General features: G+C 34.9%; 27 protein-coding genes and 1 riboswitch. Of the genes, 20 read left to right on the top strand and 7 right to left on the bottom strand.

Features of this window, described 5'->3' with window-relative positions; all coding sequences use genetic code 11:
• Positions 1 to 16 precede the first annotated feature (16 nt).
• Both COE49_RS07210 and COE49_RS07215 read left to right on the top strand, forming a co-directional pair.
• Positions 17 to 856: a hypothetical protein gene (locus COE49_RS07210; RefSeq protein ID WP_098945798.1), complete on the top strand. Its 840-nt coding sequence runs from the start codon at positions 17 to 19 to the stop codon at positions 854 to 856.
• Positions 857 to 951: 95 nt separating this feature from the next.
• Positions 952 to 1,974 carry a tyrosine-protein phosphatase gene (locus tag COE49_RS07215; protein ID WP_088229731.1) on the top strand — a complete coding sequence of 341 codons (1,023 nt, stop codon included), beginning with the start codon at positions 952 to 954 and terminating at the stop codon, positions 1,972 to 1,974.
• Positions 1,975 to 2,068: 94 nt separating this feature from the next.
• Here the strand turns inward: COE49_RS07215 and COE49_RS07220 are convergent, their stop codons facing one another.
• Positions 2,069 to 2,494 carry a DUF1648 domain-containing protein gene (locus COE49_RS07220; protein ID WP_098945826.1) on the bottom strand — a complete coding sequence of 142 codons (426 nt, stop codon included), beginning with the start codon at positions 2,492 to 2,494 and terminating at the stop codon, positions 2,069 to 2,071.
• A gap of 286 nt (positions 2,495 to 2,780) precedes the next feature.
• Between COE49_RS07220 and COE49_RS07225 the strand changes: the two genes are divergently transcribed.
• Positions 2,781 to 3,491 (top strand): YjjG family noncanonical pyrimidine nucleotidase, encoded by a 711-nt coding sequence (locus tag COE49_RS07225; protein ID WP_098945799.1) that lies wholly within the window; start codon positions 2,781 to 2,783, stop codon positions 3,489 to 3,491.
• 356 nt (positions 3,492 to 3,847) lie between these two features.
• Here COE49_RS07225 and COE49_RS07230 read toward each other — a convergent pair whose 3' ends face one another.
• A complete protein-coding gene (locus COE49_RS07230) occupies positions 3,848 to 4,345 on the bottom strand; it encodes a DinB family protein (protein WP_088229729.1) in 498 nt (165 codons plus the stop codon).
• A 697-nt stretch (positions 4,346 to 5,042) separates the two neighbouring features.
• Here COE49_RS07230 and COE49_RS07235 point away from each other — a divergent pair.
• Positions 5,043 to 6,005: a tubby C-terminal domain-like protein gene (locus COE49_RS07235; protein ID WP_098253149.1), complete on the top strand. Its 963-nt coding sequence runs from the start codon at positions 5,043 to 5,045 to the stop codon at positions 6,003 to 6,005.
• Positions 6,006 to 6,060: 55 nt separating this feature from the next.
• Here the strand turns inward: COE49_RS07235 and COE49_RS07240 are convergent, their stop codons facing one another.
• Both COE49_RS07240 and COE49_RS07245 read right to left on the bottom strand, forming a co-directional pair.
• Positions 6,061 to 6,264: a helix-turn-helix transcriptional regulator gene (locus COE49_RS07240; RefSeq protein WP_000896294.1), complete on the bottom strand. Its 204-nt coding sequence runs from the start codon at positions 6,262 to 6,264 to the stop codon at positions 6,061 to 6,063.
• Positions 6,252 to 6,611 (bottom strand): DUF3796 domain-containing protein, encoded by a 360-nt coding sequence (locus COE49_RS07245; protein ID WP_000859221.1) that lies wholly within the window; start codon positions 6,609 to 6,611, stop codon positions 6,252 to 6,254. The genes COE49_RS07240 and COE49_RS07245 overlap by 13 nt, the downstream gene beginning before the upstream one ends.
• A gap of 158 nt (positions 6,612 to 6,769) precedes the next feature.
• Here COE49_RS07245 and COE49_RS07250 point away from each other — a divergent pair, with 158 nt between their 5' ends.
• From COE49_RS07250 to COE49_RS07280, 6 genes are all read left to right on the top strand, one after another.
• Positions 6,770 to 6,964 carry a hypothetical protein gene (locus tag COE49_RS07250; protein WP_048544543.1) on the top strand — a complete coding sequence of 65 codons (195 nt, stop codon included), beginning with the start codon at positions 6,770 to 6,772 and terminating at the stop codon, positions 6,962 to 6,964.
• A gap of 88 nt (positions 6,965 to 7,052) precedes the next feature.
• Positions 7,053 to 7,778 carry an ABC transporter ATP-binding protein gene (locus tag COE49_RS07255; protein WP_000570200.1) on the top strand — a complete coding sequence of 242 codons (726 nt, stop codon included), beginning with the start codon at positions 7,053 to 7,055 and terminating at the stop codon, positions 7,776 to 7,778.
• The gene (locus COE49_RS07260; RefSeq protein WP_098253148.1) at positions 7,771 to 9,429 is read left to right on the top strand and encodes a putative ABC transporter permease subunit; all 1,659 of its coding nucleotides are present in this window, start codon (positions 7,771 to 7,773) and stop codon (positions 9,427 to 9,429) included. The genes COE49_RS07255 and COE49_RS07260 overlap by 8 nt, the downstream gene beginning before the upstream one ends.
• Before the next feature lie 56 nt (positions 9,430 to 9,485).
• On the top strand, positions 9,486 to 10,244 hold the full coding sequence (locus tag COE49_RS07265; RefSeq protein WP_088229724.1) for an SDR family oxidoreductase: 759 nt from the start codon (positions 9,486 to 9,488) through the stop codon (positions 10,242 to 10,244).
• Positions 10,245 to 10,581: 337 nt separating this feature from the next.
• Positions 10,582 to 11,292, top strand: a complete 711-nt coding sequence (locus tag COE49_RS07275; protein ID WP_098267523.1) for a hypothetical protein — start codon at positions 10,582 to 10,584, stop codon at positions 11,290 to 11,292.
• A gap of 84 nt (positions 11,293 to 11,376) precedes the next feature.
• Entirely contained in the window at positions 11,377 to 12,447 is a 1,071-nt protein-coding gene (locus COE49_RS07280) for a pyruvate kinase (protein WP_098945800.1), read from the top strand.
• A 50-nt stretch (positions 12,448 to 12,497) separates the two neighbouring features.
• Here COE49_RS07280 and COE49_RS07285 read toward each other — a convergent pair whose 3' ends face one another.
• Positions 12,498 to 12,779 (bottom strand): DUF1292 domain-containing protein, encoded by a 282-nt coding sequence (locus COE49_RS07285; protein ID WP_003271045.1) that lies wholly within the window; start codon positions 12,777 to 12,779, stop codon positions 12,498 to 12,500.
• A 158-nt stretch (positions 12,780 to 12,937) separates the two neighbouring features.
• The gene (locus COE49_RS07290) at positions 12,938 to 13,618 is read right to left on the bottom strand and encodes an NAD(P)H-dependent oxidoreductase (RefSeq protein WP_088229720.1); all 681 of its coding nucleotides are present in this window, start codon (positions 13,616 to 13,618) and stop codon (positions 12,938 to 12,940) included.
• Between the two features lie 129 nt (positions 13,619 to 13,747).
• On the opposite strand from COE49_RS07290, the gene COE49_RS07295 reads away from it, so the two are divergent.
• The gene (locus COE49_RS07295; RefSeq protein WP_098356803.1) at positions 13,748 to 14,131 is read left to right on the top strand and encodes a winged helix-turn-helix transcriptional regulator; all 384 of its coding nucleotides are present in this window, start codon (positions 13,748 to 13,750) and stop codon (positions 14,129 to 14,131) included.
• Between the two features lie 314 nt (positions 14,132 to 14,445).
• Positions 14,446 to 14,922, top strand: coding sequence for a hypothetical protein (locus tag COE49_RS07300; RefSeq protein WP_098356804.1), 477 nt, complete (start codon positions 14,446 to 14,448; stop codon positions 14,920 to 14,922).
• Between the two features lie 79 nt (positions 14,923 to 15,001).
• Here the strand turns inward: COE49_RS07300 and COE49_RS07305 are convergent, their stop codons facing one another.
• Positions 15,002 to 16,315 carry a histidine--tRNA ligase gene (locus COE49_RS07305; protein ID WP_098945801.1) on the bottom strand — a complete coding sequence of 438 codons (1,314 nt, stop codon included), beginning with the start codon at positions 16,313 to 16,315 and terminating at the stop codon, positions 15,002 to 15,004.
• 342 nt (positions 16,316 to 16,657) lie between these two features.
• Between COE49_RS07305 and ybaK the strand changes: the two genes are divergently transcribed.
• From ybaK to COE49_RS07345, 8 genes are all read left to right on the top strand, one after another.
• Positions 16,658 to 17,134 carry a Cys-tRNA(Pro) deacylase gene (ybaK, locus tag COE49_RS07310; RefSeq protein WP_098253142.1) on the top strand — a complete coding sequence of 159 codons (477 nt, stop codon included), beginning with the start codon at positions 16,658 to 16,660 and terminating at the stop codon, positions 17,132 to 17,134.
• A 595-nt stretch (positions 17,135 to 17,729) separates the two neighbouring features.
• Positions 17,730 to 17,927: a hypothetical protein gene (locus COE49_RS28435; protein ID WP_002096482.1), complete on the top strand. Its 198-nt coding sequence runs from the start codon at positions 17,730 to 17,732 to the stop codon at positions 17,925 to 17,927.
• Between the two features lie 155 nt (positions 17,928 to 18,082).
• Positions 18,083 to 18,385 carry a hypothetical protein gene (locus COE49_RS07320; protein WP_000717614.1) on the top strand — a complete coding sequence of 101 codons (303 nt, stop codon included), beginning with the start codon at positions 18,083 to 18,085 and terminating at the stop codon, positions 18,383 to 18,385.
• A gap of 623 nt (positions 18,386 to 19,008) precedes the next feature.
• Positions 19,009 to 20,628, top strand: coding sequence for an S-layer homology domain-containing protein (locus COE49_RS07325; RefSeq protein WP_088229716.1), 1,620 nt, complete (start codon positions 19,009 to 19,011; stop codon positions 20,626 to 20,628).
• Between the two features lie 330 nt (positions 20,629 to 20,958).
• Positions 20,959 to 21,062: riboswitch (purine riboswitch) on the top strand.
• Positions 21,063 to 21,236: 174 nt separating this feature from the next.
• Positions 21,237 to 22,115 (top strand): 5'-methylthioadenosine/S-adenosylhomocysteine nucleosidase, encoded by an 879-nt coding sequence (locus COE49_RS07330; RefSeq protein WP_098253139.1) that lies wholly within the window; start codon positions 21,237 to 21,239, stop codon positions 22,113 to 22,115.
• Positions 22,116 to 22,375: 260 nt separating this feature from the next.
• On the top strand, positions 22,376 to 22,855 hold the full coding sequence (rraA, locus tag COE49_RS07335; protein ID WP_098253138.1) for a ribonuclease E activity regulator RraA: 480 nt from the start codon (positions 22,376 to 22,378) through the stop codon (positions 22,853 to 22,855).
• Between the two features lie 340 nt (positions 22,856 to 23,195).
• Positions 23,196 to 24,836, top strand: coding sequence for a DUF4430 domain-containing protein (locus COE49_RS07340; protein ID WP_098253137.1), 1,641 nt, complete (start codon positions 23,196 to 23,198; stop codon positions 24,834 to 24,836).
• A 56-nt stretch (positions 24,837 to 24,892) separates the two neighbouring features.
• Positions 24,893 to 25,690: a DUF4430 domain-containing protein gene (locus COE49_RS07345; protein ID WP_098253136.1), complete on the top strand. Its 798-nt coding sequence runs from the start codon at positions 24,893 to 24,895 to the stop codon at positions 25,688 to 25,690.
• The last annotated feature ends 18 nt before the right edge of the window (positions 25,691 to 25,708 follow it).

Below are 25,708 nucleotides of genomic sequence, written 5' to 3' on the forward strand. Positions count from 1 at the left end.
CGGGAGGGGACTATATATGTTAAAGCAATCCATGCATTCATTTGTTTTATTGTATCCAGAGGTATTGTTAGAAGGCTGGAAAGTTGAAAAAGTTTCAGAACGTTATGAAGGTGAAAAGTGGGAAACTTTTTGGTTTCAAGTTGTTACGCCAACTAGTATGTTTCGGGTAAAAGAGTTTTTTCTCGATATTATGGAACCAGTATTTCCGGATAGCTGTATTTCTCAAGCAAAAGGAGATTGTTTTCAATATAAAAGGCTTGTGTATTGGAAAGGTGTAAATTATAAGGGAAAAGAAAGTTATGTTACATCTAGATGGAAAACACAAATTGAAATTTCTATTGACCATGGATATGTAAACCAAGATGAAATGGAAAGATTTCTATTTGGGTTACAACCGGTAAATATGGAGTTTGTGAAAACGATACTACATACACCAGTTCACTTATTAAGCTTTCAAGTGAAAAAAGGTGGAAGTGGTGAGATAGGAAGATGCAGAGAGTGGAATTCTCCAGATGACGTATCATATTCGAAATTACCACTTCATGAAAAGTTAAGCTGGAAACTTGAATCGGTCGGTTTCGGAAATGACGAAATGCAGTATGTATATTGGGACGAAGATAATAAACTATATGCGCTTTGGGTTTGTCGGCATAAAAACAAAGCGTATTATCCTGTTTCTTCATGGACAATGAATTATGGCGTGAAACAGATTATAAACGGGTTAGAGTTTTATTCGCACCCTAATCGCGGAACAGTTGTATATGAAAGCCTAGGTAATGAACAAATCGCATACGTATTTCGAGGGAATCCGTGTACAAGTTATGAACAAGTAAAAGAACTTTTCACATGTTTGTAAGATAAATAGAAGAATCGAAACGACAAAGCATGCTTTTCTATAATACAATAAAGAAGGATTAAACTATACTATACGAGGAAAGCGTTGGTGAAAGAATGGAGCAGCAAAGACATTGGCTACAAGCAACTGTAGAACGAAATGCAGATGATACGTTACATATAAAGTGGGAAAATAATATAGAAGAAGTTCGCATTTATTGGAGTACTTCACCAGATCATATTGAAGAGAATGGAGAATTACTTGCAACGGTAAATGGAGAATCATCATATACAATTGAAAACATAAGTGAAAATGAGCGTCCATATTTTAGATTAGTAGGAAGTAATGGACAAGCAGTTACAGTAGCGGAGCGCAGATTACCATTACAAGGAGCTTTTAACTTCCGTGATATGGGAGGATATGAAACACTTGAAGGCCGTAAAGTAAAATGGGGCAAATTGTACCGCTCTGAAGAACTAGCAGGACTAACAGAATGGGATATCGAGTATTTACAAAAGTCTGGACTAAAGTTAATTTGTGACTATCGCACAGACTTTGAAGTAAAGCATAAGCCAAACCCAAGTATTACAGGCGCTCGTCAAGTGTGCTTACCAGTTATGCAAGAGTTGGCGAAAGACTTAAATATAAATGAGTTTTTCCAAGTGGGTGACTTATCTATGTTAGGGAAACCAGGCGAATATCTTGTGAACATGAATCAAGATTTCGTCGATGGCAACGAGGCTTTCGTTAGCTTTTTAAAACTCGCGCAAAATCCGGAAAACTTACCGTTAGTAAACCACTGTACAGCTGGAAAAGATCGTACTGGATTTGGCTCAGCGTTATTATTACTGTTACTAGGTGTACCGGAAAAAACAGTAATGGAAGACTACTTACTAAGTAACGGCTTCCGTGAAAAATTAAACGAAAAAATGATGGCCTTTTTAGGTGCAAAATTACAAAACGATGAAAGTAGAGCAATATTAGGTGCAATGTTTGAAGCACGCGCCGAGTATTTACAAGCTGCGATTGATGAAATCCAAAAGCAATACGGATCAGTTGAAGAGTATGCTGAAAAGGCTCTTGGCTTTACGGAAGAGTCGTTAGAGGAAATGAAAGTGTTATTGCTCGAGGAGAAATAGTGGGGAGGGAGGCTGATTGGATTAGCCTCCTTTTCTTATTGTTGCTATAATTTTGTTCCATAAAGTAATTGATAACCGGATTACGTTGTCCATATTATGAAATTTTTCGTTGCCTTATTATTCCTATGACAATTGGAATAGCTGTTCCGATTAATAATATCGGTAAAAATAATTTTCCAAAACCGCCACTCCACTCTAAAGCTATTGAAATTGTTTCAAATTGGATAAAAGCAAAAATAAGTAAACAGATATTTTTTAATTGATTAAGCATTTTTCTACTATTTAAATAAAACTGCTCAGCATTCGATTCATCAAGTCTTTGTGGATAGTTATGAACTTCTGGAAACTTTTCTAAAGTCTGTATTAATAGGAGTATGAATGCTCCTACTCCTGGTAGCTGCAGAAGTTCCCACTTTGATCCCCAGCGATCTACAACCCCATATGCGTTATAATGTGCAGGTACTTCCTCGGGTAATTCTCCCCAAATGATGATCAAAAAAATGATTGACCCAAAGAACAATGAATATCCAATAATATCTCCAATCCATTCACTTTTTGTTTTTGGGATATTTATTTTTGGTCTTTTCCATGAATTTACTATATTTTCCCGCCCCTTTCTATAGTATCCATTATCCAAATTATCTCAAATTTATAGTATTTTCACAATTAATTATTTTTGAATAACATGACTCGTGTGTCTTAAGCAAGTGTAAAATTTCTGTACAGTAAAAACAAAAAGTTCGACTTAAGAGACAATTAATGAGAAACTACAAGTTATAAATAACGTAATAATTGAGGAGAGAAAAATGAAATACAAAGTTATATTATTCGACGTAGATGACACATTATTAGATTTTCCTGAAACGGAGAGAAACGCATTACATAATGCGTTTGTACAGTTCGGTATGCCTACAGGGTATAATGATTATCTTGCAAGTTATAAAAAGATTAGTAATGGATTGTGGAGAGATTTAGAAAATAAAATGGTTACGTTAAGTGAATTAGCGGTAGATCGATTTAGACAATTATTTGCCCTTCATAATATAGAAGTAGATGCGCAGCAATTTAGTGATGCATATCTTGAAAACTTAGGAAAAGAAGTACATCTTATAGAAGGTGCAGTGCGATTATGTGAGAATCTTCAAGATTGCAAGTTAGGTATTATTACGAATGGATATACGAAGGTGCAACAATCTAGAATTGGAAATTCGCCTTTATGTAATTTCTTTGATCATATTATTATTTCAGAAGAAGTCGGCCATCAAAAGCCGGCACGTGAGATTTTTGATTATGCATTTGAGAAGTTTGGTATTACTGATCAATCAAGCGTACTAATGGTTGGAGATTCGCTAACTTCTGATATGAAGGGCGGAGAAGATTACGGCATTGATACGTGTTGGTATAATCCGAGTTTGAAAGAGAACACGACTGGTGTTAAGCCGACTTATGAAGTGGAGAGTTTGCTACAAATGTTAGAAATTGTAGAAGTGGCGGAAGAAAAGGTAGCCTCATTTTAATCATGGTGATATTTGACGAATCGTCAATATAATTTCATATACTAAGATATGGAACAAAAAAGATGGCACCAAGTCAAAACAATTTTACTGAAAGAAAACAGAAATAACGCTAAATAATAAGCTGTTTGTAATTTGTCATTACAAACAGCTTAAAAATAAAAAAAGATTGCCTCTTAGGATATGAGCAATCTTTTTTTATTTTTTTAGGAGATGAAATGTATATTTTTCTACCCTATCTCCATCAAGTAAAAAAATGTATTTAATTCTCATAAATAACTGTAAAGTGGTAAAAATTTCGTTTTGGGGGTAATTCAAAATCTTAAGTTAATGGGTATGGGGTGGAACCCTTTCTTTGTTTAGAACGGATATCCACCTGTTGGCGGTGGCCAAGCACTAAATAATCTGCGAATCAGCACAATTTCTCCTAAATGGTAGGAGTTGTGAGATGCAATATTGCGTAGAACACCGCCAGTGGTTTCACCAGGCCATTCCTCCAATGTTTTGTCCAATTGAACAGTTTGGGCAATCGTACATGCCTGTTCAATCCCTTGAAGAAAATACTGAATAATCTGTTGCCACTCTTCCTCACCGGCAGGCCCTTCTTCTTCAGGCCAGCTCTCTTTTACATGGGCAGGTAATGCAGGCTTCTTCCCCTGGGCGGATAATAAGAGAAAATCTTGCCAGTAGGTCATGTGTTTTACTAATTGATAAATAGAATAAGGCAGTTCCTCTCTGCGTTTTCCCGCAAGCGCCATGTCTATATCCGACAAAGCATTTTTGATGGGAAGATGTCCTCGTTCTCCTCTTAACGATTTTACTAATGCTTGGCTAAATGCTTTATTTGATTGATCCATAATAATTGACTCCCATCCTGTTTTATTTTCTAATTTGCTGATTTTAAGGTTCCGTCTCTTTTATCCCGCATTAACGGGCAGTAAGACCCCCACCTCAAAATTCACCGAAAGCGAAGAAGTTAGGTGGGGGTCTTACTGCCCCTAAAAGCCCGATTGGTTCAACTAATAATCAGTGGGGGATGGACAAAACCCCCACTGATTAAAGTTTCACTTTATATGTACTAAATAAATTATAGAAGATTTACGACTATTAAGAGAAAGTAAAATAAGGCAAAAATAATAAGAATCACTGACTTCTTAACGCACAGGAAATCGTTGGTTTTTATTTAAATAGTACCTTAATGTACAATTGTAGTAACAGATAAATCAAAGGTTCGAATGACAATATCCAGGTCTGCAATAATGTCAGCCACTTTTGATTTTAGCTTTTCCGATCCCTCCTGAGTTTTATCCAATTGATTTTATTGTGAATGAACTATGAGTTGATTATAATGATTAGAGTGAACTCTAAGTCAAGAAAAAAATAATAAGAGGATAGTTATTCTATTATGAGGGAGTTCGCAAAGCAAAAATAGTATTTCTATACTAAGGTCATTTACGTGTTATAATACATGAATTAAATGTGTATATATACATAGTTTCTCAGAGTGATGCAATGTTAGGTATGAGCTGTGTATCAACTAGAGGTGAGTAAAGGATGTTAACGTTTTTATTTGAGTTAGACAAAAGTATTCCAGATAAGGATGACCCACGATATGCTGCTTATGCAAAAGGCTTTATTGAAGGTGATGTAACGATTTGCGCGAGTGACAAAGTATTTTTTCAGAAGTCACGCATGAAAGTTGCAGAGCTTGGCATTTATTTAGGACAGTGGATGGAGCAAGTGCAACACGGGCAGAACGAACAGATGAATTATGAAACGCCTGAACGTGATGAAGTCATTCTCAGATTCTTCTATGAAGAGGACGATCAGTGGAAGATTTATTCCAGTTGGCAACAATTTGAAATTCAGGAAAGTATCTCTACTACAACATTAGTAGAGAGCGTTCAACGCTATTTATATGAGCTAAATAAAGAACTGCGCGCGATAGAATATCCTGTGACGTTTGATCAGTATTTAAGAGGAGAGCGAATGATGCAGCTTTCTTACAAACGATTGTGTGATAGTAAAGCGGATACTACGCCTATCGAGGTTTACAATGAAAGCAAACAAGTAGGCGTAGTACGGGGCTATTATAAAAATACGTTGATGAAAGTACTAGATTTCATTCCAAAAGTTGGTAGTAATATCATTTATGAAATAAAGGATAGTAAGGACAATATTCGCGTCATTGCAAAGGATGTAAGTAGGCAGCGACAAAGAAAGATTTTAGTAACGTACATCGATAATTATGATGCAGAGCATGAAATACTTGTATGTGATGGAAAGTTATTAGATGCAAATTTCTTATTTACTTTTACATATAAGAGAGAAGAATATGTTGTTCAAAAAACTTCAATTGGGCTTGGAAAGTTATTACGAAAAGGCTATGTGACTGCAGATTGGAATATTCGTCTTGAGGAAGATATGTATTATATCGAGATGAATGTGTTTGATGATGATTATATAGAGGATCAATACTTACTGTTAGGTGTATTTCATGCGGTTTTGTATGGGTGATAGTTGTATAAATGAAAAATACCGATATTCTTTATGAAAAGAATGCCGGTATTTTTTATTTATCTTCAAAAATAAAAATCTCATCAATCGTACTATGAAGTGCCTTCGCTATATCATGAGCAAGCTGCAAGGAAGGATTATATTTTCCTTTTTCGAGATGGCTAATTGTTTCACGGCGTACACCAACTTGCTTCGCTAAATCTTCCTGTGTCATGTTCAATTTGGCGCGGTATTCTTTTATTTTCGTTACGAACGCCATGGTGCATCTTCCATTTCATCAACTGGTTTATCGTAAAAGAACATGGAGAATCCGAATGTAAGAATGAGTGTGCCGAAAATAAGAGCGATATCAATTTCTTGTAGCACCGGGTTTGGAAATAGCATTTCAATAAACATAATGATAGCGGTTGTTAATAATGTAACGATAAATGCATTGCGGCACGATTTATTGACGATTTGTTCAAAAAGCTCATCGTGTTGAACCGTTCTATACGAAGTGAAAAAGGAGAAGAAACAGAACATAGTAAACAATCCTTTTTCGTAAAAAAAGCCGAGGAAACCGAAGAAACCGAGAAATCCTAAATATTTGATCCAAGTTGTTTTCATGATAGGTCCTCCTTATAATGTTATAAATATATCACATTTGGAAATGTATAGTAATAATAGTTTTCCAATTCTTTTCATAATAATAGTAAAAAGAGGAAATATGCTGCGAAATAAAGAGGATAATATTGTAAAATGGTTGTAAGGAGGGGGAGGAAGAAATGTTAACTGGGATCATGATCGTCGTATTACTTGTAGTGATTACTGTAGTGGCGACGGTGTTAATTGGACGAAATGGTGATGCAAATTATAGTAAAGCGACAAAAGGGAATATTAAACGGCTAACGATGATTTATATTATACTAGCTGTCGTTTTAATCGTTGGATTAGGAGTTTACATTTATTTTAAAGGTTAAATAAACTGAAAAATACAAAAATCTAAAAATAGAAGTATGCTATAATATCAATATAGTTATTTGGTAATTAAGGAAAGGATTGGATGTAATGATTGAAATTACGAATGTGTCAAAAAGTTATAATGGATCTACTTATGCAGTAAAAGATTTAAGTTTATCGGTACCTAGTGGAGAAATTTTTGGGTTTTTAGGACCGAATGGTGCGGGTAAATCAACGACAATTAAGATGATTACTGGTATTCACGGAGTGGATAAAGGGACTATTACGATCAACGGCAAAGATATTATGAAAAATCCAATGGAAGCGAAAAAGACGTTTGGTTATGTGCCAGATAGCCCAGATATGTTTTTGCGACTAAAAGGAATCGAATATTTAAATTTTATGGCAGATATGTATGAAGTGCCGAAAGAAGTACGACAAGAACGAATCGAGTCTTTAGCGAAGAAGTTTGATCTTTATAATGCGTTATCTGATCAAATTCAAAGTTACTCACACGGTATGAGACAAAAGATTGTCATTATCGGCGTGCTCGTACATGAACCAGATGTGTGGATTTTAGATGAACCATTAACAGGGCTTGATCCGAAATCTGCATATATTTTAAAAGAAATGATGAGAGAGCATGCAGATAAAGGAAAGATTGTATTTTTCTCGACGCACGTATTAGAAGTAGCGGAAAAAATATGTGACCGCGTTGCGATTATTAATAAGGGGAATTTGCAGTTTAAAGGGAATTTAAATGAAATGAGAGATCATTTTAAATCCAATGAATCACTTGAAAAAATGTTCTTGGAGATGACGGGCAATGAGTAAAATTTGGACGTTAACGAAAGTATTGTTGAAATTAAATTATGCAGATTTTATAGCAGATAAGAAGAAACGATGGGCGTATTTATTTTCATTTGCTGCAATATTATTTGTTGGCTTTTTAATGTTCGGTTCTTTAACGCACGCAATGTATGAGGGAATGATACATTTAGGGCAAGATCCAGGAATGATTATCGCAATGGGACTTGCGATTGCGAGCATATGGGTATTTTTAATGAGTATAACGAACATTTTAACTGTATTTTACTACAGCAATGATATTGAAATGTTACTGCCATTACCATTAAAACCAGCGCAAATTATTTCGGCAAAATTTTTAACGGTATTAATTACACAATACGTAATGAGTTCATTCATTTTACTACCTATCTTCATTACGTACGGTTTAAAAAGTGGCGCATTTATTACATATTACATATACATGATTTTTATTTACTTACTCTTCCCGATCGTGCCGCTAGTATTAGCTTCGTTACTGATGACAATTATTATGAGGTATACAAATATAGCGAAAAATAAAGATCGAGGAAATATATTTATTGGAATCGTAAGTATACTATTTATTGTAGGAATTAACGTATTTATGCAGTGGAGAAATAAAAGTTCGTTTTCTGAAGATGCAATTGCGGATTATCTTGCGAATAACCAATCCTCTCTTTTAGTACAAATGACAAATTATTTTCCAACTACATATTTTGGAGCGGTGGCATTAGTAGAAAATGCAAATTGGAAGGGTCCTTTATATGTAATGATCTTTGCCGTTATTTCATTTGTATTTTTTGTGTTGTTTTATTACATTGCAGAGCGTACATATTTAAAAGGGGTTATTGGACTTTCAACGAGTACTGCAAAAAAAGAGGTCATTTCAGCAGAAGGGTTACAGAAATCAACGGTACAAAGCTCACATTTGAAAGCGTATGTGAAAAAAGAATTTAAAACGTTATTCCGTACACCGCAATTTTTCTTAAATTGCATTGTACAAACTGTCGTTATGCCGATTATGCTGTTCTTTGTTTTATTTGCACAGGACGGAAATTTAAAATGGATTACAGGGTATATTGATAATCCAGAATCGGCAGGTCTTGCAATTGGCGTTGGTCTTTGTGCATCACTATTTTTAATGGGAAGTAACGTTATTGCAACAACGTCATTTTCACGAGATGGAAGCTCATGGTTTGTGAATCGATATTTACCAGTAAAAGCTTCGGATATCTTTTTTGCGAAAGCGATAACGGCTTGGTTAATTAATGTGACTATTTTAGCGATATTCGGTATCACGATGGCAGTTGTAGCGGGAGTTTCTCCAGTCTTCATGATACTTTGGTTCTTGCTAAGTGCGAACGGTTTATTGTTAATCAATTTAATCGGTACACGCTGGGATGCACAAACTGCAGATATTCATTGGGATACAGAGCAAAAATTATTTAAAAGCCGATATACAACTTTGTGGAATTTTTTAGCTAATATTTTAATAGCTTTAGTTATTGTGGCCGGAGTAAGTGTACTATACTTCTTCCTTCAAGTAGGACTGTGGATTATGTTTATTGTTTTATTTGTATTGTTTACCCTTGTTAATTATATTTTAATTAAAATATTAAAATTAGGCGCAGAACGTATATTGTCAAATATTCAATAAAAAGATAGATCCTCTGTATTTGTGCAGAGGATCTACGTATAGATGGAGGAGAAAAGGTGAAGAAAATAGCAATTGTAACAGGGGCCACTCGTCTGAATGGAATTGGTGCAGCTGTATGCAAGGTGCTTGCTCAAAAAGGGATAGACATTTTTTTCACGTACTGGTCTCAGTATGATAAAGCGATGCCGTGGGGAATGCATGACCAAGAACCCTTTTTGTTGAAAAAGGAAATTGAAAGTTACGGTGTCCGATGTGAAATGGCAGAAATTAATTTATCGCAGTCATATTCGCCAAATCGTTTGTTTTATATAGTGTCAGAGCGTTTAGGCGATCCATCTATATTAATTAATAATGCAGCGTATTCTACTCATACGAGAATTGAGGAATTAAATATAGAACAGTTAGATAAACATTATACCGTGAATGTCCGGGCTACTATGTTGTTAAGTTCATTGTTCATAAAACATTATGCACGGAAAACGAGTGGGAGTATTATTAACCTTACTTCAGGACAGTCGCTAGGGCCAATGCCTGATGAACTAGCATACGCAGCAACGAAAGGAGCAATTGAAGCATTTACAAAATCAGTAGCACCGGTTGCGATGGAGAAAGGGATTACAGTGAATGCCGTTGATCCAGGACCGACGAATACAGGATGGATTACAGAGGAGCTAAAGCATCATTTAGTGTGGAAGTTTCCGCAAGGTAGAGTAGGAGAGCCTGTGGATGCAGCACGCTTAATCTCTTTTTTAGTAAGTGAAGAAGCAAAATGGATTACTGGGCAAGTCATTCATTCAAATGGTGGTTACTCATAAATATATTATGTTAACAATTATTGAGAAACAAAAAAATGAAAGGAAATTTTATTTTTTTTGTACAAATAAAATGTCAAGAAAGATAAAAATTTGATAGGAGAGTATATCGTCATATGAAGATAGTAATACTTCATGTGACAATATACTCTTTTTCTTTTACAACAGAGCAGAAAATGAAGTAGAAGAAACTCGAATATTCAAATCGGTTTATCAGTTTTTGTACGTATTATTATGAAGATTACTGTCGGAAAGATGGTAATTCGTGTGAAAAGGGATTTTTTAAGGGGAAATCGAATCGTAAAGGGGAGGGTAAAAATGTAAACATAGGGGGATTTATATGAAAATGAAAAAGGTCGCTATCGCATCGATAACAATTGGTACAATGCTTACTATGGCAGCTTGTAGTCCTTCAGCAGATAAAGAGACAGAAAAGAAGGAGCAAGTAACGGCACAAAATGAAGGCGAAGCAAAAACGACAAGTACAGATGAAGCGTCAAAAACAACGAAAGATACTGAAAAAGAAACAAATACTTCTTCAAATGAAAAAACAGATAAAGATGCAAAAAATACGAAAGAATCATCTGGAACAGAAAGTAACGGCAAAACATCAACTCAAAACGAGAATGTGAAAACAAAAGAAAAAGAAACGACAGGTAAAACGAATGACCAAACGACTAGCGGAAAAACAACAGATCAAAGTACAAGTACAAACTCAAACGGAAAAACAACGAAAGATCCGAAGAAAAGCGTAGCTGTGAAAACAAATGTAAAAGAAGTTGTTGCTTTAATTGATAGCTTAGACAAGCAACTAGCTGCTAACCCTAAATTGGAAACAGTGAATAAGCTTGGAAAACAAATTAATGAGAAATGGGATGTAATTGAGAAAGATTTAGAAGCATCGCACCCAACTGACTTTAAAACCATTGGCCAAAGTATGTACCCGTTAATTGTAGGAGCGGAGAAAGAAAAAATAGATGTTACTAAAATGAAGTCATTAACGACGAAAACGAAAAAAGATTTAAATCTTTTATTGACGAAGTTATCGTAGTGTGAAAAGAGCCTACTCGTGTGAGTAGGCTTCTTTTAGGTTGAGAGTTTATTTTAAAGTTAATGGGAAAACTATCTAAAAAGGATGGTGACAAAAATGACAATCGATCGAATTTGTACAATTGGGCCAGCAAGCAATAATAAAGAAACGTTAGCGCAGTTAATAAAGAACGGTATGAAAATTGTTCGGCTAAATTTATCACATGGCACGCATGAAAGTCATAAAGACATCATTCGTTTAGTGAAATCTTTAGATGATTCTATTAAATTTTTAGGTGATGTACAAGGTCCTAAAATAAGATTAGGTGAAATGAACGGAGAACAAATTACACTTCAGGCGGGCAATTCTTTTATTTTACATACACAACCAGTTACAGGGAGCAATACAGAAGCAAGTATCGATTATGTTGGAATTGCGAATGATGTGAAAGTTGGAAGTAGAATTTTAATTAATGATGGAGAAGTTGAATTAATTGTTGAAAAGGTAAGTGCAGAAAAAATAGAAACAAAGATCAAAACAGGTGGTAATATCTCATCCCATAAAGGGGTGAATTTACCAGGGGCGATTGTTAGTTTACCAGCTATTACAGAGAAAGATAAAAAAGATATTCAGTTTCTTTTAAACGAGAATGTTGATTTTATTGCGTGTTCTTTTGTGCGAAAACCTAGTCATATAAAGGAAATACGGGATTTTATAAAGCAGCATAAAGAATCTTCCCCGAGTTTAATTGCAAAAATAGAAACGATGGAAGCAATCGAGAATTTTCAAGATATATGTAAAGAAGCGGATGGAATTATGATTGCGAGGGGTGATTTAGGAGTAGAGTTACCGTTCCAATTTATTCCGCTCTTGCAGAAAATGATGATTCAGGAATGTAATCGAACGAATACATATGTTATTACAGCAACACAAATGCTTCAATCTATGGTAGAGCATTCTATACCTACAAGGGCTGAGGTGACTGATGTGTTTCAAGCTGTGCTCGACGGAACGAATGCTGTTATGCTTTCTGCTGAAAGTGCATCAGGAGAACATCCAATCGAAAGTGTAAGGACATTACGTCTCGTTTCTGAATTTGCCGAGCATGTAAAAAAAGATGGTCCTTTTGCGATGAAAGATGTACTGGAATTACTGCATAGATCGTTCGGTGAGTGATGAATAAAAAAGAGGGCGGATATGCATCCCCCTCGTGTTTTTAACTCATATTACTCTTGCTCTTGCTCGTCCAAAATCTTATCAAAGGCAGCAGATACTTTGTCAAACTCTTCGTCATTTTCAATGTAGGAAAACTCATTATCTTCTTCTACTTTTAAAAAGAAGATATCAATGTCTTCCTCAGTTTCTGTTTGAATGTCTTCTACGAAGGCAACTGCAATATATTCTGCACCTTCGACATCCATCGCTCCAAGCACTTCTACTTCCTGATCCTCATTATTCTCATCACTAAGTGTAAACACTTCGCCAACTTCAATATCAGACATATTCATTCTCCTCCTGTTCGACTCTAAAAAATTGAGCACTCAAACTGTATACATACTAACATATCTTTCCATGAAAAACCAAATTCATACGTAAGAAAACAACTGATTCTTCTTTAGTATGAGTATACAGCTATTAGGAGCATTATTTTTTGCGTGCTATATTACTAAATCCATTCAACAATTTTATCTGTAGTCTGTCTTGTTTTATCACGCTTTGGCTCTTCTTTACGGTAACCAAAGGCAACCATAACAGATACTTCAAGATTATCGCCCTGTATAATGCCTTCTTGACGAAGTAAAGAGTCTACTTTCTCTTTATCAAATCCTTCTATTGGACAAGAGTCAATGCCAATTTGAGCTGCACTCGTCATCATATTACCTAAAGCAATATAAGTTTGCTTAGATGCCCAATCAAATACAGCCCGGTCGGATTGTAATAAGTTAAAATCTGATTCCTGGAACTTTTTGAAGAATTCATATCTAATTTTTTGAGTGTCTTCAGGTAATCCAATAATATCGTTCATCATATATTTAATATACTCTGCATCATAATGCATATCTTTAATGTTTCTTGAAAGAACAATGACAAAGTGACTAGCTGTTGCAAGCTGCCCACCAGCGCCCCATGAATACGGTTGTAGTTTTTCTCTTAATTCTTTATTTTGTACGACAAGAAATTTCCAAGGTTCATATCCAAAAGAAGAAGGAGATAATCTTCCTGTTTCTAAAATAAATTTAAAATCTTCTTCTGAAATTTTCTGCATAGGATCGAACTCTTTACATGCATGTCTGAAATGAAAAGCCTCCATAATTTTTTCTTTTGTCATTTGTTTTGTATTTGTCATAAAAGTTCCTCTTTTTATTATTTTATTTTTGTAAGTAAATTATATTTTTAAAGTAACATAGAAATAAGTACGCACATTTATGTGGTATAGTATCAAAAAAGATACTATTGATAAGGGAAGGGATTTCTTATGGATTGTGCAAACGAAAATAATATAAATCACCCATTTTTAAATAAATATTCTTGTCCAGTCGAAGCGATGGTTGAGGTGATTGGAGGGAAATGGAAAGGGGTTATTTTGTATCATTTATTAGATGGTAAAAAGAGGTTTAATGAATTAAAGAGATTAAAACCTAATATCACACAAAGAATGTTAACACTGCAGCTGAGAGAACTTGAAGCAGATGGCATCATACATCGTGAAGTGTACCGTGAAGTGCCTCCAAAAGTAGAATATTCGTTAACTGAGCTTGGTGAATCACTTCGTCCAATGATTCTATTAATGTTGGAGTGGGCAACTCATAATATGGAGAAAGTTTTGGAGAGTAGGAATATACAAAATAATAGTAAATAGTTGAATTTGGTATAGTAGAGAGAACGGATGAGAAGTGATGTTAAGAAATAACATTATTGCACTGCGGATTCATCTTTTTGTTGGCGTTTTCATGTGGTTATTATCAAATTTCACAACAGATATATTAAATACGCGTAGTTTTTAGTGTATTATAATTATTTTATGTAAACTGATTTTCGAGTTGCTCTCATCTATATAAAAACTTGTATACGAGATTCTATAATGGTAGGACGGCACTTTTAGTTTAACGGATAATACATCCATTGTTTTTAGGGAACAGTAATTCAAAACTTAAAACAATGGAGGTTATATTAATGAAAAAAGTGCTTTTTTCTTTCTTTTGTATATTTTGTTTCGTAATTGGAAGTTCTTTCACTGTTCATGCTTTTTCTCCAAAGCAGTTACCGATTTCTCAAACGTCAGATCGATGGAAAATTGAAATTAAGCAACCTGATAAAAAACCTGGCTTAGTGACAGCTAAAAAGGATGTTTTTAATACGTATGGTTTCGAGGTTAAGGATATAGGGAAGGACGCTTATCATGTAACTGTTGAAGTATTTCGAAATGAACCAGATTCCCAGACGAAGTATGAGCTTTTCACTTCTAAAAAAGATCATGTGTTAAGTAAAGAAGTTGCTTTTAATCATGCGAATTTTCCTATATCGGTTCAGTCTGATGAACTTGAAGTTATTATAACTTGGCAAGAAAAGCCTTCTAGAATGCTAAAAGATGGAGAAAAAGATTGTGAGGCGGAAAGAAAATATAAACAGACATTTATATTTAAACATTAATAAATAACAGTAAAAACTCCATTATTATTAAATGGAGTTTTTTAGCTTACATAGCTTATGTTTTAGGAAGGATTCACAGTTATAACTTAATGGGTATATTACAATAATTATTAAATGTATTATCTTTCAAAGAAGAAAGGGGAACCTTCACCTCACTACCTTCCTTCATATTCCGCAGCACAACAGTGTCTGTACTAAGTTCTTCTTCCCCAATAATAAGTACATAAGGGATGTTCTCTTTATTGGCGTAATTAAGGGCACGTTTTAATTTACGTCCTGCTAGTTCGAGTTCGACTTTTAAGGAAGTTGTAGAACGTAATTGCTGGGCAATTTGCAAGCATTGTAATTCTGTCCCGAGTGGGATGATAAATAAATCGGCTGTAGATGATGCAGTTTCTTTTTGTGATAGTGCTGTATAAATAACATCCAAACCGAATGAAATACCGACTGTTGGATAGTTCATATTATCACCACGGAATGCTCCGATAATGTTATCGTAACGACCACCGCTACCGATGCTGGATGTAATTGATCCATCTTTTAGGAAGATTTCATACACGGTACCTGTATACATTGTGAGTCCTCGTGCTAAAAATGGATTGAATATAGCATTTTCGTTTATTCCAAGGGCAATCAAATATTGCTGTAATTGTTGCAATTCGTTTATTCCATCGGTAACGAGTGGATTATTAAATGCTTCTTCAAATTCAGTAAGCTTAAACTTCATACAAGATAAAACGGTATTACATATCGTATCGGCCATTTCTACAGTAATTCCTCGCTCCAATACATCTTTCCGTACACCATCTATCCCAATCTTTTCGATTTTGTCTAATGATAAAATTACATCACTCGTTAATTCGGCAGGGATGTTCATAGACTGGAGAATACCGTTTAATAATTTTCGGTTATTATATTGAATGGTTACTTCTAAGTTTAACGTTTGGAACAATTCAAATGCCATGCTCAAAAGTTCCGCTTCCGCCATGACAGACTCTACACCAACTATATCAACGTCGCATTGAATGAACTCGCGAAATCTCCCTTGTTTAATCGGACCATCTCGAAATACTTTTCCAATTTCATACCGTTTAAAAGGGAGGCGAATATTCGGATTCATTGCCACGACTTTTGCGAATGGAATTGTTAAATCGTAACGTAAGGCAAGTTCACGTTTTCCTTGATCTTGAAGTGTATATATCTCTTTTAAAATTTCATCGCCACCGCCGTACTTGTAAGACATAAGCTCATACATATTTAACGTTGGTGTCTCTAACGGTTTACAGCCATAACGTTCAAACGTATCTTCACATGCTCTTTTAATTTTATTTCGCAACACTTGTTCCTCTGGTAAATAGTCTTTCGTTCCTTTTACATTTTTCATTTCCATCATAATCACTCCTCTTTTAAATTAAAAAAAGCTATGCAGGTATAAAAATACCCACATAGCTTTATGAACGCTTCGTGGGTCAACAGGAAAAGCCCTGTACCCACGAAGAAAAATTTTTCTTCGGATACACGGCGTTACGTATGATGATGAAGTTGGAAAGAAGTATTAAAATTTCGCATTACAAATCTCTCCTTAACATAAGTTTTTCCAAATTATATCAGATGTTTTTTGAATTATCAATATTTTTAGTTTTGAAATATACGTGAAGTTATGTAGGAGAAATGGAAAAGGGTGTATAATAAAAGAAAACTTAATAATATGAAATAACCTTTTAAGGAGACCACTATGAAAAAAGATAAAACAAATGCGATGCGAATATTAGATAAAGAAAAAATTGAATATTCGATGATGTCATATGACTCTGGCGATGGGAAAATTGATGGCGTATCAGTAGCTGAGAAAATTGGACGAGAAGTGAGAGAAGTATATAAAACGTTAATTGCTCAAGGGAATAGTAAAAATTATCATGTGTTTATCATTCCAGTAGATGAGGAATTGAATTTGAAGGCTGCCGCAAAAGCAGTAAGTGAAAAGAAAATTGAAATGATTGCTGTAAAAGATATTACGAAAGTGTCAGGGTATATTCGCGGCGGTTGTTCACCAGTCGGAATGAAGAAGTTATTTTCTACATGTATTGATGAGAGTGCTCAATCACTTGAAACGATCATTGTAAGTGGAGGGAAAATCGGTATACAAATTGAGCTGAAAGTTGAAGACTTGGCGAAAGTGACAAGAGCGCAGTTTGGTGAAGTAACGAAGTAGATATACATAGGGAAAAGAAGTTTTAGTTTTATTGAATTTAGATAATAATTTATAGGATAGTTAGTCCATTGTAGGGCTGATCGTCCTTTTTATTTACATGCCTAGATTAAATCTGAAAAGATTGAATGTTCAGTTTAATTTAGGCGTGTAATATGAATCATTTGTTTGGTTTTGGGAGGACGACAAAATCTCGGTGCGAGGACTTTAAATAAACGAGCAGAGTTACTCTTAAAGATAGACAAGTGACGGGGGAGTGTTAATGGTGGTTCAAGAAATACCCATAAGAAAGCATGTATTGGGGGCCAGTATTTTGGGGTAATCCTACGCTAAGAGTATGCAAGATTTTATACAGTTTTTTGGCTAATCAAGTAACAAACAAGAACACTAAAACCGCGTTAGGATAGGGATGTATAAAAAATGTATAGATTCATAGAACTAAAAAAGAAGATTCCCTTGTGAGAGCAGGGTTCTCCTTTTTCCTTGCTACTGATAATAGGACGTTATGTTAACCTCACATGTATAGAATATACAAGAAAAACACGATACATCACTTTTTGTAAATGGTATAATAAGGAAAAAGCGAGGTGAAAAACTAATGGACGACTCTATGTTTGCGTTTCGAGTTGTTTTCAATGCACTAACATCATTCTTTTCCAACGGGGTCTGGGTCGTTTTGTTCTTCTTCTTGTTAAATAAAACGTATGAAAACAAAACTTTCAAAACAGCATCGAGTATTATTACTGTTGTTGTCTTAGTATTTTATTTGTTTTATTGCATTCGGAATAGCATGTAATGCCTTTCTTTGAATAAGGTAGGGAAATCCCCCAGTATCCAAGACTAAATTTTACCCATACATCATTTTTTGGATCTAGCTCTTGAAGATAAAAACTATTTAATTTTCAAGGAACAGTTATTAACTTAAAACTTATTATACGAGGAGGGTGTATCATGAAAAAAATATGCTTTGTATTAATTGTCGACGCTGGTATAAATTATGGTTCAATATTTTCTCTACCATTTTTAAGGAATCAGGATGATTTGAAGGAATATTTTTCTAAGTATTATGATGTTTCAATTAATTATATTAGGGATAAAAACTCAGTTGACTATTTGGTAGTTCCCAAACCGTGTCCACCTTTTGATAATGAAAATAATCTTCCAATAATTGAAGTACCAGCAATCTTATTTATGGAAAAGGATTTTGAAAAAATAAAGACTTATATAGACAATTATTTTTCTAATAACTCATAAAGAAAATAAAAGTACAGTAAAAAGAAGTCCAATAAAAAAACGAGTGGCGTAGAATATTTCTATTAATCATTCGTTTTTTATTATATTTACATATATTTTTTAAAAGAGGATTATAGACGTTCTGAAAAAAATTAATTATAACAAGAACAGTGTTCGTGCTACTATGGGGTTTACTTTACTTCCAATAACGATAATTATGTAAATAATCTATTCACCGGATTCTCATAGAAACCTGTGGTGAGATGAAATTTTTGATTTTGCAGCACTTCAAAATCTTAGCTAGATGGCTATGTATCGGTACCCACAATAAAGTTTCACTTTATAGAAAAGATTAAAAAAAATGTGAATTTCATAGAAAAAGAACGACATATGAAGTAAAATGTTATGTATTGTTTTATCCATTTCGATGGTTGAAATGGATAAAACTATTTTAGTTTCTATCATTCTCTTTAATAATTGTTTGAAATGTTCTTACATATTGATTTATCTGGGAGAATGTATAGATTTCGATTGATTATATGTAATGAAAAATGAAGGTGTTATGTAACAATTAGGATGTACATTAGAAGAAGTGTGAGGAGGAAGGTATATCTATTAAAATAGCGAGATATACTAAATTAAATATGAGTATTAGATTGAATAAAAAAGTAGTAGCATTAACAGCAGGACTAACGGTATTATCCTCATCGATGGTATCGTTTGCAGAAGAACAACCATCTGTAAATAACAATCAATCTATAAGTGTTCAGGAACAAAGCGGGACAGATCAACTTCAAGTATCAGAAGAACAAGTTTTAAAAAGTATTGAAGAAAGTTTTGAAGGGGTAGATGGACGCGGTGGAGGTACTGTCAATAATAAGAAAGTGGACAGTCTTCAAAGTTCAGAAGGTATTTATGAAGAAACGGGTACATTAACGGTTCCTCACAATTCAGGTAGAACAAAGCGTAGTTTTGCTTTCTCAGCACCTACAGTTTCTAGTACGATAAACGGGGTTCCATTCACGGAATGGATTGTTCCAGCAGGTAACGAGAATATTCGCCCTCAAAATCATATGATTCCAAAGTATATTACAATTCATGAGACTGATAATAAAAGCGTAGGAGCAGGAGCTAAAAGCCACGCTCAATACTTATATAACCAAGCAGTAGGGGAAACAGACCGAGCTGCATCATGGCACTTTACAGTAGATGATAAAGAAATTTATCAACACTTACCATTAAACGAGAACGGATGGCACGCAGGAGATGGTGATGGGCCAGGTAATAGAGAATCTATTGCAATTGAAATTGCAGTTAATAGTGATGGTGACTACAATAAGGCAGTCGATAACGCAAAGAAACTTGCAGCTTATTTAATGAAAGAAACGGGTGTACCATTAAACAACATCGTAAAACATCAAAAATGGAGTGGTAAAAACTGTCCCGATATGATGATTAATAGTGGACAATGGGTTCCATTCGTAAATGGCGTTGAAGGATATTATAATAAATTTTATCAACCGACAGACGATATAACGGGAGGTTGGTATGAATCGGCTATTCGTGATTTGAATAGAAGAGGTATTATGGTAGGAGAAGGAAACGGCATTTTTGCGCCTAATAGATCTGTAACAAGAGCTGAGTTTGCGCAATTAATCTCGAATTCTTTAAGTCTTCCAGCTGGAGATGCGACGTTTAAAGATTTAAATGATGCAAATTCAACTTTACGAGATGGTATTAAACGTTCTGCAAGTGCAGGCATCATTTCTGGTAGAGGAGACGGTAATTTTGATCCTAACACACCTATTACAAGAGAAGAAGCAGCGGTCATTGTAAATAAAGCTTTACAGTATAAAGGAATAAATGGACCATTGGTAAACTTACCATTTGCAGATAAAGATCAAATTATCTATAAAGAAGCTGTACAAAGATTATACGGCTTAGGTATTGTAACAGGTATGGGAGATAACATGTATGTCCCTAAAGGAACAACAACTCGTGGTGAAACTGCAGCATTTATTTTAAACATGCTTCAAGTTATTGAAACTGGGAATGTTCAAAAAGGAATTGGTACGGTTGAAATAAATGGTATTGGGGTAAATGTTCGCAGCGGAGCAGGATCTAGCTACTCTGTTGTTAGAAAAGCAAGCAAAGGTGAAAAAGCTACAGTATACGAAGAAAAGAATGGTTGGCTAAGAATTGGTACAGATGAGTGGATTTATAATGAGCCTAGCTACATCGTCTATACGAAAGATAAAAATTAAATAGTTAAGAAGTAAGTCATACATCACATATTTCATGTATTCCCAGGCAATGGACAGCATTTTCTCCATTGCCTGTTTTTGTGTTTCAGTTTTTTAATAGTTATATAGAAATTTGAAATGGAGTTAGAAGGAAGAGTAATTGTCTGTAAAATATTGGACGTTTTAGGTTGGTTTAGTATATGGATATTTAAGTTTTTACGTGATTTTACATTTGTAAATGAGGGTTTTCGTTGTTTGATGGCGATAAAAACGAACGTTATTAAAATATTTCTGAAAAACATTCATATTTTAATTGCAAATATACAAAAAGTTTGTTATATTACCAATATAATAATTTTAAATAACACCACTCGTATATACTCGGTAATATGGTCCGAGCGTTTCTACCTAGTTCCCAATGAAAGAACTGGACTACGGGTTAAAGTATTCGGTCGTTCTGTGTAATGAGCGCTACCGATCTATAATTTAGCATTCTCCTTACCTTTTGCTGAATTCACTTTGACTACCGTAGTTCTAGAAAGTAGAGATTCTTCTACAATTTCTAGAACTTTTTTGTTTGGACCAAAGCATCGAGTATAGAAAACAACAAGAGAAAGAGGAGATTATTTATGAAGAAGAATACGTTAAAAAAATGTGCTGCCCTAGTAACTACTGTTGCATTGTCATTCTCGATACTTGCGGGATGTAATGCGAGTCCGAAACAAGTTGAGGCAAAAAGCAATCAAAAACCAATCTTAATTCAAGGGCCAATGCCGATAGAAGCTGAAAATTTTGCAAAAAGATTAAAAAATGTGAAAGAAGAAAAGTCTGGAACTTTCGTATTTTATAAAGGAACTGTCGATAATTATCCTGTCATCGTAGCGAAAACAGGTAAAGGAATGGAAAATACAGCAGCCGCTACAGCAGTGGCTATTGAAAAATATAAGCCTCAGGCGATTATTAACCAAGGAACATCAGGTGGACATGATCCAAATTTAAATGTATTTGATATCGTTTTAGGAAAACAAGTAGCAAACATAGGTTCATTAAAAACAACAAATATGGATGAGAATCAAGGGATTGAGCCGACAAAATGGATATCTATGGACTTAATGGCTTCTGAAGGAAGTGCAGGAGAAGATCCAAATGCTGAGAAAGTCCGATACTACGAGGGAGATAAGGATTTACTTGCAGCAGCGAATGCGGTAAAAGACACATATACAAAAGGTAAAGTAGTTGAAGGTACGATTGGCTCAGCAGATGTTTGGAATAATGAAGTGGATAGAATTAAATGGTTCCATACAAAATACGGTACATCTGTTGAAGAAATGGAAGGCGCTGCAGCAGCGCAAATCGCAAAAGCGTATGACGTACCATTTTTAGGAATTCGAGTATTATCTAACAATAAAACGAACGGCGGAAAATACAATCCAAACACAGCAGCGGCAAATCAAGAATATGTATATGAAGTAGTTAAAAAGTATATCGATACGTTGCCAAGTAAATAACATTATTTCTAGTAAAGAAAGGCTAAGTAACCCCGACATGAACGACAAAAGTTGTTTGTTTCGGGGTATTTGCTGTTTTCTTATTCACTACTAAAGTAGTTCGTAACGTTTCAATCGTATAGAAGTTTTTGCTGAAGCAAATTGCAATCTAGTTTTCTAAGATCGTTCGTCTACATACAAATTATTGCAACAATAGACAGGGAAACGAAAATAATCCAAGAATAAGTTATATAGAAAGAAAAAGGAAAAGAGGGAAAAAGATGTGGAAAACTACGGATCTATGTGATGAGTTTGAAAAAGAATTACAAATATGCCGCCAGTCTTTTCGGTCTTTTGGGAAGAAAGAACAATTCCACGGGAAAATTGCAACGGTAAAAGTGAAGGATGATAATGTACTAGTGAAGGAAGGATTGCAAACATTACCAGAAGGAACGGTATTAGTTGTTGATGGAGGAGCTTCTACGAATTGTGCGTTACTCGGCGATAATTTGGCAGCTATTGCGGAAGAAAGAAAGCTGGCAGGGATTATTGTGAATGGATATGTTCGTGATTCTAGTGAACTAAAGAATATTAATATTGGTATTTTAGCGTTAGGAACGATGCCAAATAGAAGTGTAAAAGAAGGAAAAGGCGACAGGAATATTTCATTACAATTTGGAGGAGTAGAATGGAAGCCAAATGAATATGTTTATGCGGATGAAGATGGGATTATTATTAGTGAAAAGAGTTTGCATAGTTAAGAGATTAGAAAGTTATTATTCTTACAAAATAAATCCGATAAAGCGTGGACAAAATCCTTTGTCAATAGTAAAATAATACAGAAATTTATAATTTACAGAATGTATAGGTTTATCGTTTTACGATAACTTAAATGGAAGTTAGTTTTGCCTAGAAAAGTGAATGTTATCACAATGATACGTTCATAAACGAAATTATTTTTCCTATACAAATATAGCCGCAAATGATGCGGGTAGGAGGTGTTGTGCATTTTTGTTCGGCACTTACAAAAAAAGAGTGTCAATCGCACGCCCTTGAAGGGCCTTTTTTTGTGTAAATGGTAGTAAGGGAGGAAATTTTGGGATGGCAACATTAAAAAAATGGCTGCTTACGTCGTTAATGGCAGTTACACTTGTATTTGTTTCTTTTGCGAATACAGTACATATTACGTTTGCTGAAGGAAATACAGCAAAACTTGCAATTATTGGTGAATCACAAAAAGGCATTATGTTATGTCCGAAAGAAGAGCAAATTGAAGATGGGGAAACAGCTTTAAGTTTGCTGCAAAAAGTCATGGGGGACAAAGTAACATCTGAAACGATGTCGTTTGGAACGTATGTAAAAGGCATTGACGGCTTAATGGCTGGGGACACAAGCGGTTGGTTGTATGATGTAAATGATAAAGCTGCACAAGTTGGGGCAGATAGTTATAAATTAGAGTCTGGAGACGTTATTGTATTCCGCTATGTTTCAGACTGGAGCAATATGAGTCAAGAAACATTACAACAAACATTAGATAAATTTGGAACTTGTAAAACTGTTGAAGAACCAAAGACAGATGATCCAAAACCAGAAGAACCAAAGCAAGAGAACATTCAAGTTCCTGCAGCACAAGTAAACGAAGCAATTTCTAAAACGTCTGAAAAGATGTTACAAGATGGAATTGAAAGTGATTGGGTAGCTTTAGGACTTGCTCGTTCTGGTAAGAATGTACCAATTGAGGCGCAATTAAATTACGTTAAAGCAGTAACAGAAAAAGTAGAAAAGCGTGTGAATCGTTTTTCAGCAACAGATTTAGCTAGAACGATTATTATGATGAATGCAATGAATGCAGATCCTAAAAAGGTAGGAGAACATAACTTAGTTCAAAAATTGTATGAATCAGATAAAGTGAATTCTGTTACAGGTTATGCATTTGCTTTACTTGCATTTGATACGAAGAAATATGAGATTCCAGTTGAATCAAAATGGAATCGAGTTGCGTTAGTAGAGTCACTTTTAAACACGCAACACACAGATGGTGGCTGGACTTATGATAGTGCAAGCAGTAAAGAAAGTGCTAGTAGCGTTGATGTAACGGCTATGGTGTTATCAGCATTAGCTCCTTATCAAGAGCGACCAGATGTGAAACCAGCTGTGCAAAAAGCTGTTGCGTATTTATATAAAGAGCAGCTAGAAAATGGCGGGTTTTCTGCAGATGGACAAGAAAATTCAAATAGTACTGCGCAAGTAATTATTGGATTATCACTTGTTAAAGATGTAGATCAAAATCGTCTTCACAAGGCAATGCAAAATCTACTGTCATATCAACTTCCAAATGGTGAATTCAAATGGTTACCAAGTGATCAAAACGGTAGTGGAATAGCTACAGAGCAAGCATTATTAGCTTTAATTCAGTTTAAAGAGCCTGGGAAATCGATTTATGATTGGTCAAATGTATCTGTCACTGAAATAGATACAAAACCTAATGTGGATTCAGAAAAAGTTGTAGTAGAAAAAGAAGTTACTGAACAACCACAAGAAGAAAAACAAGTGCAACAAGAAACAAAAAATGAAAATGTAAAAGTTGTTGTAGATAACGAACCGGCTAAAAATAAAAAATCCGGAAATGATAACATGCTACCAAAAACAGGAGCATCTTCTCATAGTGTGGCTGCAGAAGTAGGTATGGGTGTATTATGTATTGCTTCTGCATATGTATTATGGAGACGTAAAGCAGCTTAACAAAAATTAGGAGCAATCATTTGCTCCTAATTTTTGTATGAAAGGTGAGAGATAAGATGAGTAAGGTGAAATGGTTCATTTCTTTAATGCTTTCGCTCGGGCTACTTGCCGGATGTGAAGAGGCGGCTGTACAGCCAGAGAAGAAGGTAGAACCAAAGCAAGAAGAGGTAGCGAAACAAGAAGAACAAAAAGATAAAGTAAAACCGGAAGAAAAACAGGCTGAACCAGAGCAAAATAAGCAAGAAGAGCAAAAAGAGAAACAAGAACAAAAAGTAGAAGAGAAGCCTCAGGAACAACCAGAAGTAAAGAAAGAAGAAAAGCCTCAGGAACAACCGGCTGCTACGAAACAACCAGAACAACAAAAAGCACAAGAAGAGAAACAACAGCAACCGAAAGCGCAAGAAGTAAATGAAGAAGCGAAGGTTGTGAATCAGCCGAAAGAAACACCGAAGCAGGAGCAAAAGGTTGATCCGAATAAAGAGGAGAAAACGATACCGACTCCGGCAGTACCAACTCCTGAACCAAAAAAACCAGATCCAATACCAGAACCTAAAGCAAAACAAGTTACTATTTCCGTAAAAGGTAATGAAGGATACTTATTAGGTGCGAAAAAGATTGATGTACAAGAAGGCGATACTGTTTATAAAGTATTGCAGCGTACAGGATTAGATGTGGATGCGATGGGCTCTAAAGACGGTATTTATGTAAAAGGGATTAATGATTTATATGAAAAAGATATTACCGCTACTAGTGGATGGAAATATCGTGTGAACGGTTCGTTTCCAAACCATAGTGCTGGTGTAGTGACAGTAAAACCAGGAGATACAATCGAGTGGGTGTTTGTATTAAAATAAGAAAGGCATTCGGTAAAG

Origin of the sequence: Bacillus sp. AFS029637 (assembly GCF_002584985.1) — a bacterium.
GTDB lineage: Bacteria > Bacillota > Bacilli > Bacillales > Bacillaceae_G > Bacillus_A.

What these genes read in the sequence shown, in the direction of transcription:
- COE49_RS07210 (WP_098945798.1), top strand. Translation starts at nt 17, where the DNA reads ATGTTAAAGCAATCCATGCATTCATTTGTTTTATTGTATCCAGAGGTA.
- COE49_RS07215 (WP_088229731.1), top strand. Translation starts at nt 952, where the DNA reads ATGGAGCAGCAAAGACATTGGCTACAAGCAACTGTAGAACGAAATGCA.
- COE49_RS07225 (WP_098945799.1), top strand. Translation starts at nt 2,781, where the DNA reads ATGAAATACAAAGTTATATTATTCGACGTAGATGACACATTATTAGAT.
- COE49_RS07230 (WP_088229729.1), bottom strand. Translation starts at nt 4,345, where the DNA reads ATGGATCAATCAAATAAAGCATTTAGCCAAGCATTAGTAAAATCGTTA.
- COE49_RS07235 (WP_098253149.1), top strand. Translation starts at nt 5,043, where the DNA reads ATGTTAACGTTTTTATTTGAGTTAGACAAAAGTATTCCAGATAAGGAT.
- COE49_RS07240 (WP_000896294.1), bottom strand. Translation starts at nt 6,264, where the DNA reads ATGGCGTTCGTAACGAAAATAAAAGAATACCGCGCCAAATTGAACATG.
- COE49_RS07245 (WP_000859221.1), bottom strand. Translation starts at nt 6,611, where the DNA reads ATGAAAACAACTTGGATCAAATATTTAGGATTTCTCGGTTTCTTCGGT.
- COE49_RS07250 (WP_048544543.1), top strand. Translation starts at nt 6,770, where the DNA reads ATGTTAACTGGGATCATGATCGTCGTATTACTTGTAGTGATTACTGTA.
- COE49_RS07255 (WP_000570200.1), top strand. Translation starts at nt 7,053, where the DNA reads ATGATTGAAATTACGAATGTGTCAAAAAGTTATAATGGATCTACTTAT.
- COE49_RS07260 (WP_098253148.1), top strand. Translation starts at nt 7,771, where the DNA reads ATGAGTAAAATTTGGACGTTAACGAAAGTATTGTTGAAATTAAATTAT.
- COE49_RS07275 (WP_098267523.1), top strand. Translation starts at nt 10,582, where the DNA reads ATGAAAATGAAAAAGGTCGCTATCGCATCGATAACAATTGGTACAATG.
- COE49_RS07280 (WP_098945800.1), top strand. Translation starts at nt 11,377, where the DNA reads ATGGTGACAAAAATGACAATCGATCGAATTTGTACAATTGGGCCAGCA.
- COE49_RS07285 (WP_003271045.1), bottom strand. Translation starts at nt 12,779, where the DNA reads ATGAATATGTCTGATATTGAAGTTGGCGAAGTGTTTACACTTAGTGAT.
- COE49_RS07290 (WP_088229720.1), bottom strand. Translation starts at nt 13,618, where the DNA reads ATGACAAATACAAAACAAATGACAAAAGAAAAAATTATGGAGGCTTTT.
- COE49_RS07295 (WP_098356803.1), top strand. Translation starts at nt 13,748, where the DNA reads ATGGATTGTGCAAACGAAAATAATATAAATCACCCATTTTTAAATAAA.
- COE49_RS07300 (WP_098356804.1), top strand. Translation starts at nt 14,446, where the DNA reads ATGAAAAAAGTGCTTTTTTCTTTCTTTTGTATATTTTGTTTCGTAATT.
- COE49_RS07305 (WP_098945801.1), bottom strand. Translation starts at nt 16,315, where the DNA reads ATGATGGAAATGAAAAATGTAAAAGGAACGAAAGACTATTTACCAGAG.
- ybaK (WP_098253142.1), top strand. Translation starts at nt 16,658, where the DNA reads ATGAAAAAAGATAAAACAAATGCGATGCGAATATTAGATAAAGAAAAA.
- COE49_RS28435 (WP_002096482.1), top strand. Translation starts at nt 17,730, where the DNA reads ATGGACGACTCTATGTTTGCGTTTCGAGTTGTTTTCAATGCACTAACA.
- COE49_RS07320 (WP_000717614.1), top strand. Translation starts at nt 18,083, where the DNA reads ATGAAAAAAATATGCTTTGTATTAATTGTCGACGCTGGTATAAATTAT.
- COE49_RS07325 (WP_088229716.1), top strand. Translation starts at nt 19,009, where the DNA reads ATGAGTATTAGATTGAATAAAAAAGTAGTAGCATTAACAGCAGGACTA.
- COE49_RS07330 (WP_098253139.1), top strand. Translation starts at nt 21,237, where the DNA reads ATGAAGAAGAATACGTTAAAAAAATGTGCTGCCCTAGTAACTACTGTT.
- rraA (WP_098253138.1), top strand. Translation starts at nt 22,376, where the DNA reads ATGTGGAAAACTACGGATCTATGTGATGAGTTTGAAAAAGAATTACAA.
- COE49_RS07340 (WP_098253137.1), top strand. Translation starts at nt 23,196, where the DNA reads ATGGCAACATTAAAAAAATGGCTGCTTACGTCGTTAATGGCAGTTACA.
- COE49_RS07345 (WP_098253136.1), top strand. Translation starts at nt 24,893, where the DNA reads ATGAGTAAGGTGAAATGGTTCATTTCTTTAATGCTTTCGCTCGGGCTA.